Here is a 15370-nt window from a genome sequence, read left to right on the forward strand (position 1 = left end):
TGGGCAAATAGTCACATTCCGCAACATTTAATCGTCAAAACCAGACGCCAGCCGCGAGCGCAACCGCTAAACATTTCTTCTCTCAGCTGAAATCAGCCCTGCGCAAAATGTATCTATTTGCTACGAGATACGTTGCAAATTAATCTTTGCCATTTTGTTATAAATCAAACAAATGTTTGTTGGATTTGCACTCTGCGCCACAGGCCTTATCTTTATAGATAGCCAGTCGTTTGGCTGGACAATTACGCAACCGAGGAGTGATGCAAATGGCTAAAATTCTGGTGCTTTATTATTCCATGTATGGACACATCGAAACCATGGCCCATGCCGTTGCCGAAGGGGCAAATAAAGTTGACGGCGTTGAGGTGGTTGTGAAGCGCGTGCCGGAAACTATGCAGGCTGAAGCGTTTGCCAAAGCAGGCGGGAAAACACAAAATGCGCCCGTCGCCACACCGCAGGAACTGGCGGAGTATGATGCCATCATCTTTGGTACCCCTACCCGTTTCGGCAATATGTCGGGACAAATGCGCACCTTCCTGGATCAGACCGGCGGTCTGTGGGCTTCCGGCGCGCTGTATGGCAAAGTCGCCAGCGTCTTCAGTTCAACCGGTACCGGCGGCGGCCAGGAGCAGACAATTACCTCAACCTGGACTACCCTTGCCCATCATGGGATGATCATTGTGCCGATTGGCTACGGCGCGCAGGAGCTGTTTGATGTCTCCCAGGTGCGCGGCGGCACGCCATATGGCGCAACCACCATCGCAGGCGGCGACGGCTCCCGTCAACCAAGCCAGGAAGAGCTGGCTATCGCTCGCTATCAGGGTGAACACGTCGCCAATGTGGCTGTGAAATTACACGGCTAACCTTCAACAGGAGGAGTTGCATGCCAAATCAAGAAGCGAAGGCCCACCACGTGGGCGAATGGGCAAGCTTACGTAATACCTCTTTGGAAATCGCCGAAGCCATTTTCGAACTCGCGAATTACGATGAAAAGCTGGCGGAGAAAATTTGGGAAGAAGGCAGCGATGAGGTGCTGTCGCGAGCTTTCGCCAAAACCGACAAAGACAGCCTCTTCTGGGGCGAACAGACCATCGAACGTAAAAACGTCTGATAGCTCAATTACGCGGGCATTGCGCCCGCGCTAATTCTTCACCCGGATTGCTCCGGGTTTTTTGTTTTATTTTGCCGCCTCGTTCATGACCTTTTTGAACGTCTCCAGCGGGCAGAATCCCTGATCATCTACCGGACAACCGTTAAGCGCCAGCGTGACCCGCTGCGGCGGGGATTGCAGGCTCAATGCGTCGGCATTGCGCAGCTGTTCAGTGCTTTGATAGACATACTCAATTTTCATTAAATCGCGATTGCTGCCGCTATCGTGCCAGCGCTGGAACAGCAACTTGCCGCCGATGGGCGTGCGCTCATACTGACCAGGTAACTGATAAGGTTTAAAGTCCAACGCCGTCAGCAGCGAAGCGATGTTGGAATCATGCCCGACCAGCAGCGTTACTTTCGCCTTACCGGCGCCATCGCCCACCAGCGCATTATCGATATATTTGACCAGCGGCTTAGCGACGTTGCGCGCCACTTCCGCGGAAGTAAACAGGCTGTCCTGATAGCCATTTTTCAGCTTCGACAACACCTGCCACTGCCTATCGCTGGCAATTTCGCCCCACGCCACCTGATCCTTCGGAAAACCTTCGTAGTATTGCAGGGTGAAGGCGTCGACCAGCGAGTTGCCGACCTTCAGCGGCCCGGAGACGCCCGGCTCCTGCTGATATTTGGCGCTAAAGGTATCTTTACCGTCGCTAAGCGAGCAGACATGCTTTTCTTTACAGGATGGCGAATTGCGATAGTCGGTCATCTCTTCCAGCAGCTTGTAGCTCTCAGCGAGCTGCATCCCCTGACGCTCTTTCTCCATCGCCTGCACCGCTTTTTGCGCGAATTCGGCTGAATCATCGGTAATGACCGGATTGAAAGTAGGATCCATGGTTCCCATCTGCGGCTGATGATGCACAGGCACCCCGCAGCCCGGGAAAGCGCCGGTGATAAAGAACTGCGCGGTTGCAACGGTGCGCTGCAGGCTATTGGCGTAGGCGTAAACCGCATTTTCAGGCGGGCACTCGCCGCTGTTCACCAGCTTCTGCTGCGCCAGCCACTCACGCATATAGTGACCCATGTAGACTTCCAGCACGCCGCCTTTGGTGGTCAACTGACCGCCTGGTACATCCCACTGCGGCCAGGATTTCGGCGTCGACTGCTCAAGTACGCTGCCATTATTGGCCAGCGGCGCGCGCAGGTTATGGCGGCTCATGATCAGCACCTGTTGCAGCTGATAGCCCTCAGGCGCAACGGCGTCCTGCGCCTGCACGCCGGCGGATAACAATACGGCCCCGGCCACCGCGGCAGCGAGTAGACTTTTTTTCATCCCTTCATCCTCAGTCATTTATTATCATCGCCATCATTGTGACGGATTTATGACATTTTTGCGGGCAATGGCTCACAAACTGAGGCGTCGGTCGCTTTTTTAACACTTCAGAGATGGCCGGGAGCGGCAGATTCAGGACCGTAGATACTGTTATCGGTTTACAACTTTTTAGCTTGAGAAAAGCGTTTATCTCGTGTCGCTCCAGAGTATATCGCGCTCCCGGTTAATTTTTCTGCCATATGTTTTCCGCGGCGCAGGGAGCGCACAGTGGGCGGCTAATCGCTGCCAGGGGTTTTTCCCGGAGGCGGCGCGTTGCGCCTTCTCCGGCTACCAAATCGCACAGCGCCGTAGCCCCGGTAAGCGGCAGCGCCACCGGGGGTTTTGAGATCACCAGCACCAGTAGTGTCAGCCAGCGTGGTGAAGAAATTAACGGCAGGCCGTACGGACCGTAGATCGGGTAAAGCGTTAGCCGCACCCGACAAAAAACGGCACCGCCGGTCGCCCGGATAAAGCGCAAGCCATAACCCGGGAGTACCTCAGTTGGTATGATCTTAACCGCTACCGAAGGCATAAAACAGAGTCAGGATGAGTGTCGCAGAGGGAGTGGCGAAAGCGGCGTCTATTCCGGTAATGGCACCGCCGCCAACGTACAAATCGCTTCATGTTCGCCGCCCCGGCGATCGACCATAACCACTTTATCCCCGGCTTTTTTACCTTCGCAGGGTTTTAACACCTGCTCGACAATTCGTTCGCGAACCTGTTGGCTTTCCGACTGCGCCCAACTGGCAAAAGCCGTCAGCATAAGCGCCGAAGCAAGCAGGCCGGCGAGACATTTTTTAAACATGCATTACTCTCAGAAAATTCTCAATCAACGATTAGCGTAACAGCCGCCATCCCGTTCGTCTGTAAATTGACTTAACGGAGTGTTACATCCAACGCCAGGACGCCCACAGAGCGTCATAAACACATTAACACCATCAATACTTTAACATAACGAGCCATGCCGGATGCCTTTGGCACTTTTAGGTCATCTTTCGGAAACATCCCGATGATATCGTCTTCGTGAGGCGTTATTTTTTCTTCTGTTTAAACAACTCATTAGGTTAATTTATGTCGGGTTTTGTGCTCTTTATCGTGGCGATTGCTCTGCTGGGAGTCGCCGTTTACAGTCTGGTGTCCTATATCAAAGAACGCCGCGCCGCTCAGTTGCCAACCGATAAAAAAAAGAAATAATTTCACTTTGCCAATCTTTACACCCGGGCTGCGTAACAAACAGAGAAGGCAGGCTTAGCGCCTGCCTTCTCTCCTGCTATCACTAAAAGTTAAGACTCCCAGGCCTGCTCCGCTTTCGTCGCGTCAAACTGCGGCGGCGGTTTACGGAAACGGCGGGTCAGGTAGGTCAGATAAAGCAATCCCAGCGCGGCCCACACCAGACCCAACGTCAGCGAGGTCGCCTCAAGGTTCAACCACAGTACCCCCACGGTCAGCGCGCCGACCATCGGCAACAGCAGGTAGTGGAAGCGGTCTTTCCAGGTTTTGTTATACCCCTTACGCCGCCAGAAGTGGTTGTATACCGAGAGATTAACGAAGGTAAAAGCCACCAGCGCGCCGAAGTTGATAAGCGCCGTCGCGGTCACCAGGTCGAAGAACAGCGCCGACAGCGCGACGATGCCCACCATAATCACGTTCAGCGCCGGGGTACGCCATTTCGGATGCACATAGCCGAAAATGCGCTCCGGGAAGACGTTATCGCGGCCCATCACGTACAGCAAGCGCGACACGCTGGCGTGCGACGCCAGGCCCGATGCCAGGGTATTAACAAAAGTGGTGCACAGAAAAATCGACTGGAACAGCTTGCCGCCGACGTACAGCGCAATTTCCGGCAGCGCGGCGTCCGGATCTTTAAAACGATGGATATCCGGGAAGAACAACTGCATAAAGAACGAGGCGACGATAAAAATAATGCCGCCGTACATTGCGGTAAGGAAGATGGCCTTCGGGATCACCCGCGCGGCATTCGGGGTTTCTTCTGAAAGCGTGGTAACGGCGTCAAAGCCGAGGAACGAGAAGCAGACAATCGTCGCGCCGGTAATAATCGGGATCAAATGCGCATTCTCGCTGATAAACGGCTGCAGCGACCAAACGGTACCAACGCCCTCGCCTTTATGCAGCCCTTGTACCACCAGAATCACAAACACCACCATGATGGAGATCTGCACCAGCACGAACAAGGTATTGAAGTTGGCCACCAGGTTGACGCTTTTCAGATTCGCCGCGGTCAGAATGGCGACAAAGGTCACCACCCACACCCACGGCGGCACTTCCGGAAACAGCGCGGAGAGGTAGATCTTCGCCAGCAGGACGTTAATCATCGGCAGGAACAGGTAGTCCAGCAGTGAGGACCAGCCGACCATAAAACCGATATGCGGGCTAATTGATTTTTGCGCATAGGTGTAGGCCGAACCCGCTTCCGGGAACTGGCGCACCAGCTTGCCGTAGCTGATGGCGGTGAATAGCACCCCAGCCAGCGCCAGCAGATAAGAGGCTGGAACGTGGCCATTACTGATGCCGGAAACGATGCCGAAGGTATCAAACACCGTCATGGGGGTCAGATAAGCCAGCCCCATCATCACCACTTGCCACAGTTTGAGCGATTTACGCAGACGCGGTTTTCCCGCCTGAGCGGCGTTTTCTGCAGGAAGATTAGCAGCCATGACGCATTCCCCCCATGCCGACGACAGTTTGCGGGCACAAAGACCGGGTAACAAACCTGCTTAGCAAGGGGGTAAGACGTAAATAAAAGGGTAAGACGGACCGATGAACGGCGGTAAGTTGGCATCCAATGCGGCCAAAGAGGCCCCCTTCTCCCTGCGGATATTTGAACATCTGCATCATCTCATTTCCTCGTCACACACTGTGTCGTTAACTGAAGCCCCGTTGCCGCCTGCGCTCCTTAACGCGACATCCGGGAAATGGCTGGGCTCCCAGCAAAAAGGACGACCAGGCTCCGCTCAGGCCGTATGATGCTACTGATTAAACTAATGCGCCCCTTACGGGGCGAACATCAGGCGTTTTTCAACATCCACTCAATTTCGGTTTCTGTGATAAGACGCTCAAACTGCAGTAACTCATCATTCTTACAGGCGTGGTAAACGTGGCAGAAACGCTCGCCAAGACGCTCCCGCAGATGATCGTTTTGCATAAACTCCCACAGCGCGTCGCTCTGGCGGATCGGGAACGGCAAGCCTTCTTGTTCCAGACCGTTACCTTCCACCTCTTCCTGCAGCGGCAGCGGATTATCCAGGCCGTGCAGGATGCCGGCGAAAATCGCCGCCATCACCAGATACGGGTTGGCGTCCGCCCCGGCTACGCGGTATTCAACGCGGTGGTTATGTCGATCGCCGCACGGGATACGCAGTGCTACCGTACGGTTGTTATGCCCCCATGACGCCTGCGTCGGCACATACATGCCCGCCTGGAAGCGACGATACGAGTTCACGTTCGGCGCCAGCAGCGCCATCGACGCCGGCATCAGGTCAATCATCCCGGCCAGCACGCGTTTCAGCAGGGCTGAATCCTCGCCGTCCGCATCCGCCAGCACGTTTTCACCCTTATTGTTTTGCATGCTGATATGGATATGCATCCCGCTACCCGCATGCTCTTCATAAGGTTTCGCCATAAAAGTGGCGTGCATCTTATGCTTCTCCGCCATTAAACGCACGAGACGTTTTAATGCCAGCGCATCATCGCACGCATCCAGCACGTTATCGGTGTGATGGAGGTTGATTTCGAATTGCCCCGGAGAGGCTTCAGCCACCGCGCCATCCGCCGGGATCAGCTGTAACTGGGCCAGTTCATCAATATCATTCAGTACATCGGCAAAATGGTTGAGGTTATCAACGGAATAGACCTGGCTTTGGGTATTGCGGTCGTCGGTGCCGGGCGCGCACGGCGGCTGCAGGTAGCCTTCGGCGTCGCGTTTGCGATCGAGTAAATAGAACTCCAGCTCTACCGCTACCACGGGGAACAATCCGCGCTGGCGGAGCTGCTGCCAGAGGCGGTTGAGTACGTTCCGCGGCTCAACGTCAAAGGGAGCGCCATCTTCATCAACCATGGTCAACAAGACCTGGCCGATGTATTCCGGATCGGCTGCCGAAGGGGTCAACGTACCCAATACCGGGACGCAGCTGCGGTCCGGTTCGCCCATATCCTGGCCAAGCCCGGCCTCTTCCACCACGTTGCCGAGAATATCCATCGCGAAAACGGACGCCGGGAAGTAGCAGCCCTTCTCCAGCTTGCTGAGGCTGGCGACCGGAATGCGTTTGCCGCGGAAGCAGCCGTTAAGGTCTGTGAGGAGTACATCGACATACTGAGTGTTGGGGTAGGTTTCGAGGTAGCGCTTCACTTCTTTAGCGAACGCGCTTACCCGTCTCTCTTCCGTCTGCTGAACAAAATTCTCAACTTCTACGATATTGGTTTCCATGATTCACCGCCGTTGTTTTAGTTTTCGGACCCTGACTGAAAACGTCAAATATAATGTCCACTATTCGAATGTGTATGCAAACAAAATGTTTGTCAAATGTTAAATTAAGTTTGCAAACGGCTATTTCCACTGCTAGATTGAGAAAATATTGAACGATATGGCCGTTTATCAGCCACTGGCGGTCATAATTTAGTCCACTTTGTGAGGGCGATCATGGAAAATATAATGTACAAGCCAGTTATTGGCGTCGTGATGTGTAGAAACAGGCTTAAGGGTCACCAGACCCAGACTCTGCAAGAAAAGTACCTGAATGCCATTGTTAACGCTGGCGGACTGCCGATTGCCCTGCCGCACGCGCTGGCCGAGCCGGAACTACTGGATGCGTTAGTCGATAAACTGGACGGGATCTACCTGCCAGGCAGCCCCAGCAACGTGCAGCCGCACCTTTATGGTGAAAACGGCGATGAGCCTGACGCCGACCCCGGGCGTGATCTTCTGAGCATGGCGCTAATTAACGCCGCGCTCGAAAGGCGCATCCCCATTTTCGCCATCTGCCGAGGGCTGCAGGAACTGGTTGTCGCCACCGGCGGGACTCTGTATCGTCGTCTGTTTGAACAGCCGGAACTGCTGGAGCATCGCGAAGATCCTGAACTACCGGTGGAGCAGCAGTATGCGCCGTCCCACCAGGTGGAGGTGCAGGAAGGAGGTTTACTTTCTCAGTTAATACCGGGCTGCAACACGTTTTGGGTAAACTCGCTACACGGCCAGGGCGCAAAAACGCTGGGTTCGCGTCTGCGCGTGGAGGCCCGTTCACCGGATGGGCTGGTTGAGGCGGTCAGCGTCAACGACCACCCTTTCGCGCTGGGCGTACAATGGCATCCTGAATGGAACAGTAGCGAATACGCCCTGTCGCGTATGTTGTTTGATGGTTTTATCACCGCCTGTCAGAGCCATGTCGCCGAAAAGCGGCGGCTCTGACCACTACAGTTAAGGAAATGCAAATATGAGCGATGACGGACTGGCGCCAGGGAAACGTCTGTCAGAGATCCGCCAACAGCTGGGTCTTTCACAGCGTCGTGCCGCCGAACTGTCTGGGTTAACACATAGTGCCATCAGCACCATAGAGCAGGACAAAGTCAGTCCTGCCATCAGTACGCTGCAAAAGCTGCTGAAAGTATATGGGCTGTCGCTCTCGGAATTCTTTTCTGAACCCGAAAAGCCGGATGAACCGCAGGTCGTCATTAATCAGGACGACCTTATCGAAATGGGGAGTCAGGGCGTTTCAATGAAACTGGTTCATAACGGAAATCCGAACCGTACGCTGGCGATGATTTTTGAAACTTACCAGCCTGGGACCACAACCGGGGAGAGAATTAAGCATCAGGGTGAGGAGATAGGCACCATACTGGAAGGTGAGATCGTGCTGACGATTAACGGTCAGTCGTACCACCTGGTGGCTGGACAGAGCTATGCCATTAATACCGGCATCCCTCATAGCTTCAGCAACACCTCGGCAGGTATCTGCCGCATTATCAGTGCCCATACCCCCACCACATTCTGATTTCTTAGCCTGAGCAGGTTTCAGGCTTTCTTCAGGCCTGTCGCGGCGGATGTAATATTTCCGCCGCGGCGAAGAACTCGCAGTAATAATACCTGCGCAGCGCGGAAATCTTATTTCCTGCTGGCCCAAAGATAATTAACGCCAGTGAATGGCGAAGAGACGGTTTTCTACCCCGGGGACGCCCTGCGCCCTGAGCCCCTGAAAACGCCGAACCCTATATTTTGCCGATGATGTTTTTAAGGAGTCATGATGAATTTTCAGCACCTGGCTTACTGGCAGGAAAAAGCGAAAAACCTGGCCATTGAAACGCGCTTATTTATTAACGGCGAATATTGCGCCGCGGCCGATAATACCACCTTCGAGACTATCGACCCTGCCGCACAGCAGACATTAGCGCAGGTCGCCCGCGGTAAAAAAACCGACGTCGAACGGGCAGTGAAAGCCGCGCGCCAGGCCTTTGATAACGGCGACTGGTCGCAGGCCTCCCCGGCCCGGCGTAAAGCGGTTCTCACGAAATTTGCCGACCTGATGGAAACCCATCGTGAAGAGCTGGCGCTGCTGGAAACGCTCGATACCGGCAAACCGATCCGCCACAGCCTGCGCGACGATATTCCCGGCGCCGCCCGCGCCATTCGCTGGTACGCCGAAGCGCTGGATAAAGTCTATGGCGAAGTGGCGCCCACCGGCGGCAACGAGCTGGCAATGATCGTTCGTGAACCGATTGGCGTGGTGGCCGCGGTGGTGCCGTGGAACTTCCCGCTGCTGCTGGCCTGCTGGAAACTCGGCCCGGCGCTGGCGGCAGGCAATAGCGTAATCCTCAAACCCTCGGAAAAATCGCCGCTTACCGCCCTGCGTCTGGCAGGGCTTGCAAAAGAAGCCGGACTTCCGGACGGGGTGTTAAACGTGGTCAGCGGCTTTGGCCACGAGGCCGGGCAGGCGCTGGCGCTGCATCCTGACGTTGAAGTCATCACCTTCACCGGATCCACCCGTACCGGCAAACAGCTGCTGAAAGACGCCGGCGACAGCAACATGAAGCGCGTGTGGCTGGAAGCGGGCGGCAAGAGCGCCAATATCGTCTTCGCCGACTGTCCGGATCTGCAAAAAGCGGTCAACGCCACCGCCGGCGGTATCTTCTATAACCAGGGGCAGGTCTGCATCGCCGGCACCCGCCTGCTGCTGGAAGAGAGCATCGCCGACGAGTTCCTGACGTTGTTGAAAGCCCAGGCGCAAAACTGGCAGCCGGGCAATCCGCTCGATCCCGATACCACCATGGGGATGTTAATTGATAACGCCCATGCCGACAGCGTGCACAGCTTTATCCGCGGCGGTGAGGCCAAAAGCACACTATTCCTCGACGGGCGGAAAAATCCGTGGCCAGCTGCCGTCGGCCCGACCATTTTCGTCGATGTCGACCCGGCATCAACCCTCAGCCGCGAAGAGATCTTCGGCCCGGTGCTGGTGGTCACGCGCTTCAAAAGTGAAGAACAGGCGCTGCAACTGGCCAACGACAGCGACTACGGTCTCGGCGCCGCGGTGTGGACCCGCGATCTGTCGCGCGCCCACCGCATGAGTCGCCGCCTGAAGGCCGGCTCGGTCTTCGTCAACAACTACAACGATGGTGATATGACCGTCCCGTTCGGCGGCTATAAGCAGAGCGGCAACGGGCGCGATAAATCGCTGCACGCGCTGGAAAAATTCACCGAACTGAAAACCATCTGGATTGCTCTGGAGTCTTGATCATGACTGAACATACCACTAGCTACTACGCCGCCAGCGCCAACAAGTATGAACCGTTCCCAACGCTGGAGGAATCAATCAACTGTGACGTCTGCGTCGTCGGCGGCGGTTACACCGGCCTCTCCTCGGCCCTGCATCTGGCCGAAATGGGCTACGACGTAGTAGTGCTGGAAGGCGCACGTATCGGCTTCGGCGCCAGCGGCCGTAACGGCGGACAGCTGGTTAACTCCTATAGCCGCGATATCGACGTTATTGAGAAGAACTACGGCCCGAATGCGGCCAAAATGCTCGGCAGCATGATGTTCGAAGGCGGCGATATTATTCGCGAACGCATTCAGCGCTACCAGATCCAGTGCGATTACCGCCCAGGCGGCCTGTTTGTGGCCATGAACCATAAGCAAATGGAAACGCTGGAAGAGCAAAAAGCCAACTGGGAGCGCTACGGTAATACCCAACTGGAACTGCTCGACAGCCATGCCATTCGTCGCGAAGTAGACAGCGACCGCTACGTCGGCGCCCTGCTCGACCACAGCGGCGGCCATATTCACCCGCTGAACCTCGCCATCGGCGAAGCGGACGCCATTCGTCTTAACGGCGGCCGGGTGTATGAGCAGTCGCCGGTGACCCGAATTCAGCACACCAGCCCGGCGGTGGTCAGTACCGCGCGCGGCCAGGTAACCGCGCGCTACGTGATCGTCGCCGGTAACGCCTATCTCGGCGACAAGCTTGAACCGGAGCTGGCAAAACGCAGCATGCCGTGCGGCACTCAGGTCGTGACGACCGCTCCGCTATCGGAAGACTTAGCCCGCTCGCTGATCCCGAAAAACTACTGCGTGGAAGATTGTAACTACCTGCTGGACTACTACCGTCTTACCGGCGACAACCGCCTGCTGTACGGCGGCGGCGTGGTCTACGGCGCCCGTGACCCGGACGACGTAGAGCGTCTGATTATGCCGAAGCTGCTGAAAACCTTCCCGCAGCTGCAGGGGGTGAAAATTGACTACCGCTGGACCGGCAACTTCCTGCTGACCCTGTCGCGTATGCCGCAGTTCGGCCGTCTGGATAACAATATTTACTACATGCAGGGCTACAGCGGTCACGGCGTGACCTGTACCCATCTGGCCGGACGCTTGATTTCAGAACTGCTGCGCGGCGATGCCGAGCGCTTCGATGCCTTCGCCAAACTGCCGCACTACCCGTTCCCGGGCGGGCGCAGCCTGCGAATTCCTTTTACCGCCATGGGCGCCGCCTACTACAGCCTGCGCGATCGCCTTGGGGTCTGATTTGCCGTTCGGTTCCGTGATTAACTTTGCTAAAGGGTGTTTATTATGAGCAACAATGAATTCCATCAGCGTCGTCTTACCGCTACCCCGCGCGGCGTGGGCGTTATGTGCAACTTCTTTGCCCAGAGCGCGCAAAACGCCACGTTGACCGATGTCGAAGGCAATGAATATATCGATTTCGCCGCCGGCATCGCGGTGCTGAATACCGGCCATCGCCATCCGCGGATGGTCGCCGCGGTTGAACAGCAGCTGCAGCAATTTACCCATACCGCCTATCAGATCGTGCCTTATGAAAGCTATGTGTCGCTAGCGGAGAAGCTCAACGAACTGGCGCCGGTGAAAGGCCCGGCAAAAACCGCCTTCTTCTCTACCGGCGCGGAAGCGGTAGAAAACGCGGTAAAAATCGCCCGTGCCCATACCGGACGCCCCGGCGTTATCGCCTTCGGCGGCGGTTTCCATGGCCGTACCTATATGACGATGGCGCTAACCGGTAAGGTCGCGCCGTACAAACTGGGCTTCGGGCCGTTCCCCGGCTCGGTATACCACGTGCCGTACCCGTCAGCGCTGCACGGTATCAGCACCGCCGATTCGATTACCGCCCTTGAACGCCTGTTCAAAGCCGATATCGAAGCCAAACAGGTGGCGGCGATTATTTTCGAACCGGTACAGGGCGAAGGCGGCTTTAACGTCGCGCCGAAAGAGCTGGTTGCCGCAGTACGCCGCCTCTGCGATGAGCACGGCATCGTAATGATTGCCGATGAAGTACAGAGCGGCTTCGCCCGCACCGGTAAATTGTTCGCCATGGATCACTATGCCGATAAACCGGATCTGATGACGATGGCTAAAAGCCTGGCGGGCGGCATGCCGCTTTCCGGCGTGGTCGGTAACGCGCAGATCATGGATGCCCCGGCGCCGGGCGGCTTAGGCGGCACCTACGCCGGTAACCCGCTGGCGGTGGCGGCCGCGCATGCGGTGCTGGATATCATTGATAACGAAGCGCTGTGCGAGCGCGCGCAGTTCCTCGGCGAGCGCCTGCTGGCGACGCTACAGGAAGTTAAGGGCTGGTGTCCGGCGCTGGTGGAAGCGCGCGGCGTGGGTTCGATGATCGCCGCCGAGTTCTTCGATCCGGCGACCGGCGAACCGTCGGCGGCGATTGCGCAGAAAATCCAGCAGCAGGCGCTGGAGCAGGGCCTGCTGCTGTTGACCTGCGGCCAGTATGGCAACGTTATTCGCTTCCTCTATCCGTTGACCATCCCGGATGCTCAATTCTCCCGCGCGCTGACGATCCTGCAGAGCGTCACTCGTCTGTAACGCCCTCCGCCGGCGGCGCTGGTCGCCGGCTGTTTTCCTCGCTGCTGACGATACACTGCTGGGGATAGTGCTGCTGAAAATAGTGGCGCAGAAACTCCACGGTGGTGCGAATTTTGGCTGAGGTCGCCAGCCGCGACACGTAGACCGCCCAGACGTTGGCGGGCTGATAATAGTCCGGCAGCACGTGTACCAAATGGCCGCTGGCGATATTTTCACTGACATCCCACCATGAACGTAATGCAATCCCCTGCCCATCCAGACACCACTGATGCACAATTTCACCATGGTTGGAGGAGAGCGGCCCGGTTACCTTGATCGCGTGCTGGCCCTCTTTGCTGTGCAGTTGCCAGACGCCAAACGGATGATCGCGCTCTTTAATCACCAGACAGGGTAAGGCTGCCAGGTCGCTTAGCTGTTTCGGCGGCGAGTGGCGGGCAAGGAACTGCGGCGACGCGCAGAGAATACGGTGGTTGGTCGCCAGCTTGCGGGCAATCAGATTCGGCGCGATATCGTCGCCGACGCGAATATCGAGATCCACCCCTTCATTGACCAAATCCACCAGCCGGTCCTGGACATCGAAGCGCAGCTCAAGTTGCGGGTACTGGCGGGCCAGCGCCGACAGCGCGGGGGCGACCACCCGGCGACCAAAGCCGAAGCTGCTGATAATTCGTAGCGTTCCCTGCGGTACCTGACGCACGTCGGAAAGCTCGTCCATCATCTCATCCACATCCTGCAGAATGCGCTGCGCCCATTCGTAGATCCGCTCTCCCTCTTCGGTAATGGTGACCCGGCGGGTGGTACGGTGCAGCAACATCACATGCAGGGTTTGCTCCAGCAGCGAAACCCGCTTGCTGACGAACGCCGGTGAGACGCCAAGCTCCTCGGCGGCGGCGGCAAAACCGGCCCGGCGAGCGACCAGCATGAACACGCGTAAATCATTTAGCAGCGGCAGATTATTCATGATCTGTGTTTTATGTTTCACCAGTTAGCGTGATTAATTATGAACTAGTCAATTATAGGATAGGCAGGTGGTCAAACATCATCGCTAAAAAGTGAGAACCGGAATGAAAAAAACCTGTCGTATTGCCGCCATCCCCGGTGACGGAATTGGTAAAGAAGTTCTGCCTGAAGGTATTCGCGTGCTGCAAGCCGCCGCGCAGCGTTGGGATCTGTCGCTGAGCTTCGAGCAGATGGAGTGGGCAAGCTGCGAATATTACGCCCATCACGGCAAGATGATGCCGGACGACTGGCGAGAGCAGTTGCAGGGCTTCGATGCTATCTATTTCGGCGCCGTCGGCTGGCCGGATACCGTCCCCGACCATATCTCCCTATGGGGTTCGCTGCTGAAGTTCCGCCGTGAGTTCGATCAGTACGTCAACCTGCGCCCGGTGCGCCTGTTCCCCGGCGTCCCCTGTCCGCTGGCAGGTAAAAAGGCCGGCGACATCGATTTTTACGTGGTGCGCGAAAATACCGAAGGCGAATATTCCGCCCTCGGCGGTCGCGCCAATGAAGGCACGGAGCATGAAGTGGTGATTCAGGAGTCGGTCTTCACCCGCCGCGGCGTTGACCGGATCCTGCGCTACGCCTTTGAGCTGGCGCAAAGCCGCCCGCGCAAAACGCTGACCTCCGCGACCAAATCTAACGGTCTGGCGATCAGCATGCCCTACTGGGATGAACGCGTGGAAGAGATGGCCAAAAGCTATCCCGAAATTCGCTGGGACAAGCAGCATATCGATATTCTCTGCGCCCGCTTCGTGCTGCAGCCGGAACGTTTCGACGTGGTCGTCGGCTCGAACCTGTTTGGCGATATTCTGTCGGATCTCGGCCCGGCCTGTACCGGCACTATCGGTATTGCGCCGTCGGCTAACCTGAACCCAGAGCGGACCTTCCCGTCGCTGTTCGAACCGGTTCACGGGTCGGCGCCGGATATTTACGGTAAAAATATCGCCAACCCGATCGCCACCGTTTGGGCCGGGGCGATGATGCTCGATTTCCTTGGTAACGGCGATGAGCGCTACCACGCCGCGCATAACGGCATTCTGGCGGCGATAGAGCAGGTGATCGCCAGCGGGCCGAAAACCCCGGACATGAAAGGCACCGCCTCAACGCAGCAGGTCAGCGACGCTATCTGCAAGGCCATTTTGGCGTAATTACCGCGCCGCTCCCCGGTCGCGCTGCGCTTACCGGGGCTACAATGGCACGCTCATGTAGATATCGCATCGGTTTGCAACGGTTTTGGTCCGGGAAAAACATGTGCTTTGTGTTAATTCAGAGCACATTGCGCTCCCGATATTTCTTCTGCGTTATGGCTCTCATGGAGCAGGGAGCGCACAGAGGGCGGCCAGTCGCCGCCGCCCTCTGTACTCCCGGGCTCTGGCCGCCAAAATCGCCACTTCGTGGTACCTTCGACTTATCCCTGCAGGCTTCGGGTCGGGCCGAGGCAGCGTCCTTGCAAAACACGGCCCTCAGCCCGCATCCATGCGGGCTGCCCCGGCCTTCCGGGAACGTCTCAGCGATTTTGAGGCCACCAACACCAGCAGTTTCAGCCAGCGTGGTGAATAAATAAAAGG

14 protein-coding genes are annotated in these 15370 nt (G+C 56.8%); 9 read left to right on the forward strand and 5 right to left on the reverse strand.

Annotation, left to right across the window (positions count from 1 at the left end; translation table 11 throughout):
• Window positions 1-266: 266 nt before the first annotated feature.
• Entirely contained in the window at window positions 267-863 is a 597-nt protein-coding gene (gene wrbA / locus PGR23_RS07680) for an NAD(P)H:quinone oxidoreductase (protein ID WP_015367251.1), read from the forward strand.
• Between the two features lie 20 nt (window positions 864-883).
• Complete coding sequence (locus PGR23_RS07685; RefSeq protein WP_015367252.1) at window positions 884-1111, forward strand: YccJ family protein; 228 nt, start codon at window positions 884-886, stop codon at window positions 1109-1111.
• 66 nt (window positions 1112-1177) lie between these two features.
• On the opposite strand, the gene agp is transcribed toward PGR23_RS07685, so the two are convergent.
• Together agp and PGR23_RS07695 are read right to left on the reverse strand one after the other, a co-directional pair.
• Window positions 1178-2425, reverse strand: a complete 1248-nt coding sequence (gene agp / locus PGR23_RS07690; protein ID WP_396279775.1) for a bifunctional glucose-1-phosphatase/inositol phosphatase — start codon at window positions 2423-2425, stop codon at window positions 1178-1180.
• Window positions 2426-3044: 619 nt separating this feature from the next.
• Entirely contained in the window at window positions 3045-3269 is a 225-nt protein-coding gene (locus PGR23_RS07695; RefSeq protein WP_047043587.1) for a hypothetical protein, read from the reverse strand.
• Between the two features lie 266 nt (window positions 3270-3535).
• Between PGR23_RS07695 and PGR23_RS07700 the strand changes: the two genes are divergently transcribed.
• Window positions 3536-3658, forward strand: coding sequence for a small membrane protein (locus PGR23_RS07700; RefSeq protein WP_072251592.1), 123 nt, complete (start codon window positions 3536-3538; stop codon window positions 3656-3658).
• A gap of 89 nt (window positions 3659-3747) precedes the next feature.
• Here PGR23_RS07700 and PGR23_RS07705 read toward each other — a convergent pair whose 3' ends face one another.
• The gene (locus tag PGR23_RS07705; RefSeq protein ID WP_015367261.1) at window positions 3748-5139 is read right to left on the reverse strand and encodes an APC family permease; all 1392 of its coding nucleotides are present in this window, start codon (window positions 5137-5139) and stop codon (window positions 3748-3750) included.
• 350 nt (window positions 5140-5489) lie between these two features.
• On the reverse strand, window positions 5490-6908 hold the full coding sequence (locus PGR23_RS07710) for a glutamine synthetase family protein (protein WP_045396993.1): 1419 nt from the start codon (window positions 6906-6908) through the stop codon (window positions 5490-5492).
• Between the two features lie 225 nt (window positions 6909-7133).
• Here PGR23_RS07710 and puuD point away from each other — a divergent pair, with 225 nt between their 5' ends.
• From puuD to puuE, 5 genes are all read left to right on the forward strand, one after another.
• Window positions 7134-7886 (forward strand): gamma-glutamyl-gamma-aminobutyrate hydrolase, encoded by a 753-nt coding sequence (puuD, locus tag PGR23_RS07715; protein WP_161798760.1) that lies wholly within the window; start codon window positions 7134-7136, stop codon window positions 7884-7886.
• A gap of 25 nt (window positions 7887-7911) precedes the next feature.
• Window positions 7912-8469 (forward strand): HTH-type transcriptional regulator PuuR, encoded by a 558-nt coding sequence (puuR, locus tag PGR23_RS07720; RefSeq protein ID WP_002898590.1) that lies wholly within the window; start codon window positions 7912-7914, stop codon window positions 8467-8469.
• Between the two features lie 249 nt (window positions 8470-8718).
• Complete coding sequence (gene puuC, locus PGR23_RS07725) at window positions 8719-10206, forward strand: aldehyde dehydrogenase PuuC (protein WP_315712753.1); 1488 nt, start codon at window positions 8719-8721, stop codon at window positions 10204-10206.
• 2 nt (window positions 10207-10208) lie between these two features.
• Window positions 10209-11489 carry an NAD(P)/FAD-dependent oxidoreductase gene (locus PGR23_RS07730; RefSeq protein WP_430915618.1) on the forward strand — a complete coding sequence of 427 codons (1281 nt, stop codon included), beginning with the start codon at window positions 10209-10211 and terminating at the stop codon, window positions 11487-11489.
• Window positions 11490-11534: 45 nt separating this feature from the next.
• The gene (gene puuE / locus PGR23_RS07735) at window positions 11535-12800 is read left to right on the forward strand and encodes a 4-aminobutyrate transaminase (protein WP_289576810.1); all 1266 of its coding nucleotides are present in this window, start codon (window positions 11535-11537) and stop codon (window positions 12798-12800) included.
• On the opposite strand, the gene PGR23_RS07740 is transcribed toward puuE, so the two are convergent.
• On the reverse strand, window positions 12787-13782 hold the full coding sequence (locus PGR23_RS07740) for a LysR substrate-binding domain-containing protein (protein WP_161801883.1): 996 nt from the start codon (window positions 13780-13782) through the stop codon (window positions 12787-12789). The genes puuE and PGR23_RS07740 overlap by 14 nt on opposite strands.
• A gap of 82 nt (window positions 13783-13864) precedes the next feature.
• Between PGR23_RS07740 and PGR23_RS07745 the strand changes: the two genes are divergently transcribed.
• A complete protein-coding gene (locus tag PGR23_RS07745) occupies window positions 13865-14950 on the forward strand; it encodes a tartrate dehydrogenase (RefSeq protein WP_047043597.1) in 1086 nt (361 codons plus the stop codon).
• Window positions 14951-15370 lie beyond the last annotated feature (420 nt).

The organism is Klebsiella sp. 141162, from assembly GCF_050600755.1.
Classification (GTDB): Bacteria; Pseudomonadota; Gammaproteobacteria; order Enterobacterales; family Enterobacteriaceae; genus Klebsiella; species Klebsiella aerogenes.

Coding starts and splice junctions, on each gene's coding strand:
- puuR (WP_002898590.1), top strand. CDS start 7,912: ATGAGCGATGACGGACTGGCGCCAGGGAAACGTCTGTCAGAGATCCGC.
- PGR23_RS07685 (WP_015367252.1), top strand. CDS start 884: ATGCCAAATCAAGAAGCGAAGGCCCACCACGTGGGCGAATGGGCAAGC.
- PGR23_RS07730 (WP_430915618.1), top strand. CDS start 10,209: ATGACTGAACATACCACTAGCTACTACGCCGCCAGCGCCAACAAGTAT.
- puuD (WP_161798760.1), top strand. CDS start 7,134: ATGTACAAGCCAGTTATTGGCGTCGTGATGTGTAGAAACAGGCTTAAG.
- agp (WP_396279775.1), bottom strand. CDS start 2,425: ATGAAAAAAAGTCTACTCGCTGCCGCGGTGGCCGGGGCCGTATTGTTA.
- PGR23_RS07700 (WP_072251592.1), top strand. CDS start 3,536: ATGTCGGGTTTTGTGCTCTTTATCGTGGCGATTGCTCTGCTGGGAGTC.
- PGR23_RS07745 (WP_047043597.1), top strand. CDS start 13,865: ATGAAAAAAACCTGTCGTATTGCCGCCATCCCCGGTGACGGAATTGGT.
- PGR23_RS07710 (WP_045396993.1), bottom strand. CDS start 6,908: ATGGAAACCAATATCGTAGAAGTTGAGAATTTTGTTCAGCAGACGGAA.
- PGR23_RS07695 (WP_047043587.1), bottom strand. CDS start 3,269: ATGTTTAAAAAATGTCTCGCCGGCCTGCTTGCTTCGGCGCTTATGCTG.
- puuC (WP_315712753.1), top strand. CDS start 8,719: ATGAATTTTCAGCACCTGGCTTACTGGCAGGAAAAAGCGAAAAACCTG.
- wrbA (WP_015367251.1), top strand. CDS start 267: ATGGCTAAAATTCTGGTGCTTTATTATTCCATGTATGGACACATCGAA.
- puuE (WP_289576810.1), top strand. CDS start 11,535: ATGAGCAACAATGAATTCCATCAGCGTCGTCTTACCGCTACCCCGCGC.
- PGR23_RS07705 (WP_015367261.1), bottom strand. CDS start 5,139: ATGGCTGCTAATCTTCCTGCAGAAAACGCCGCTCAGGCGGGAAAACCG.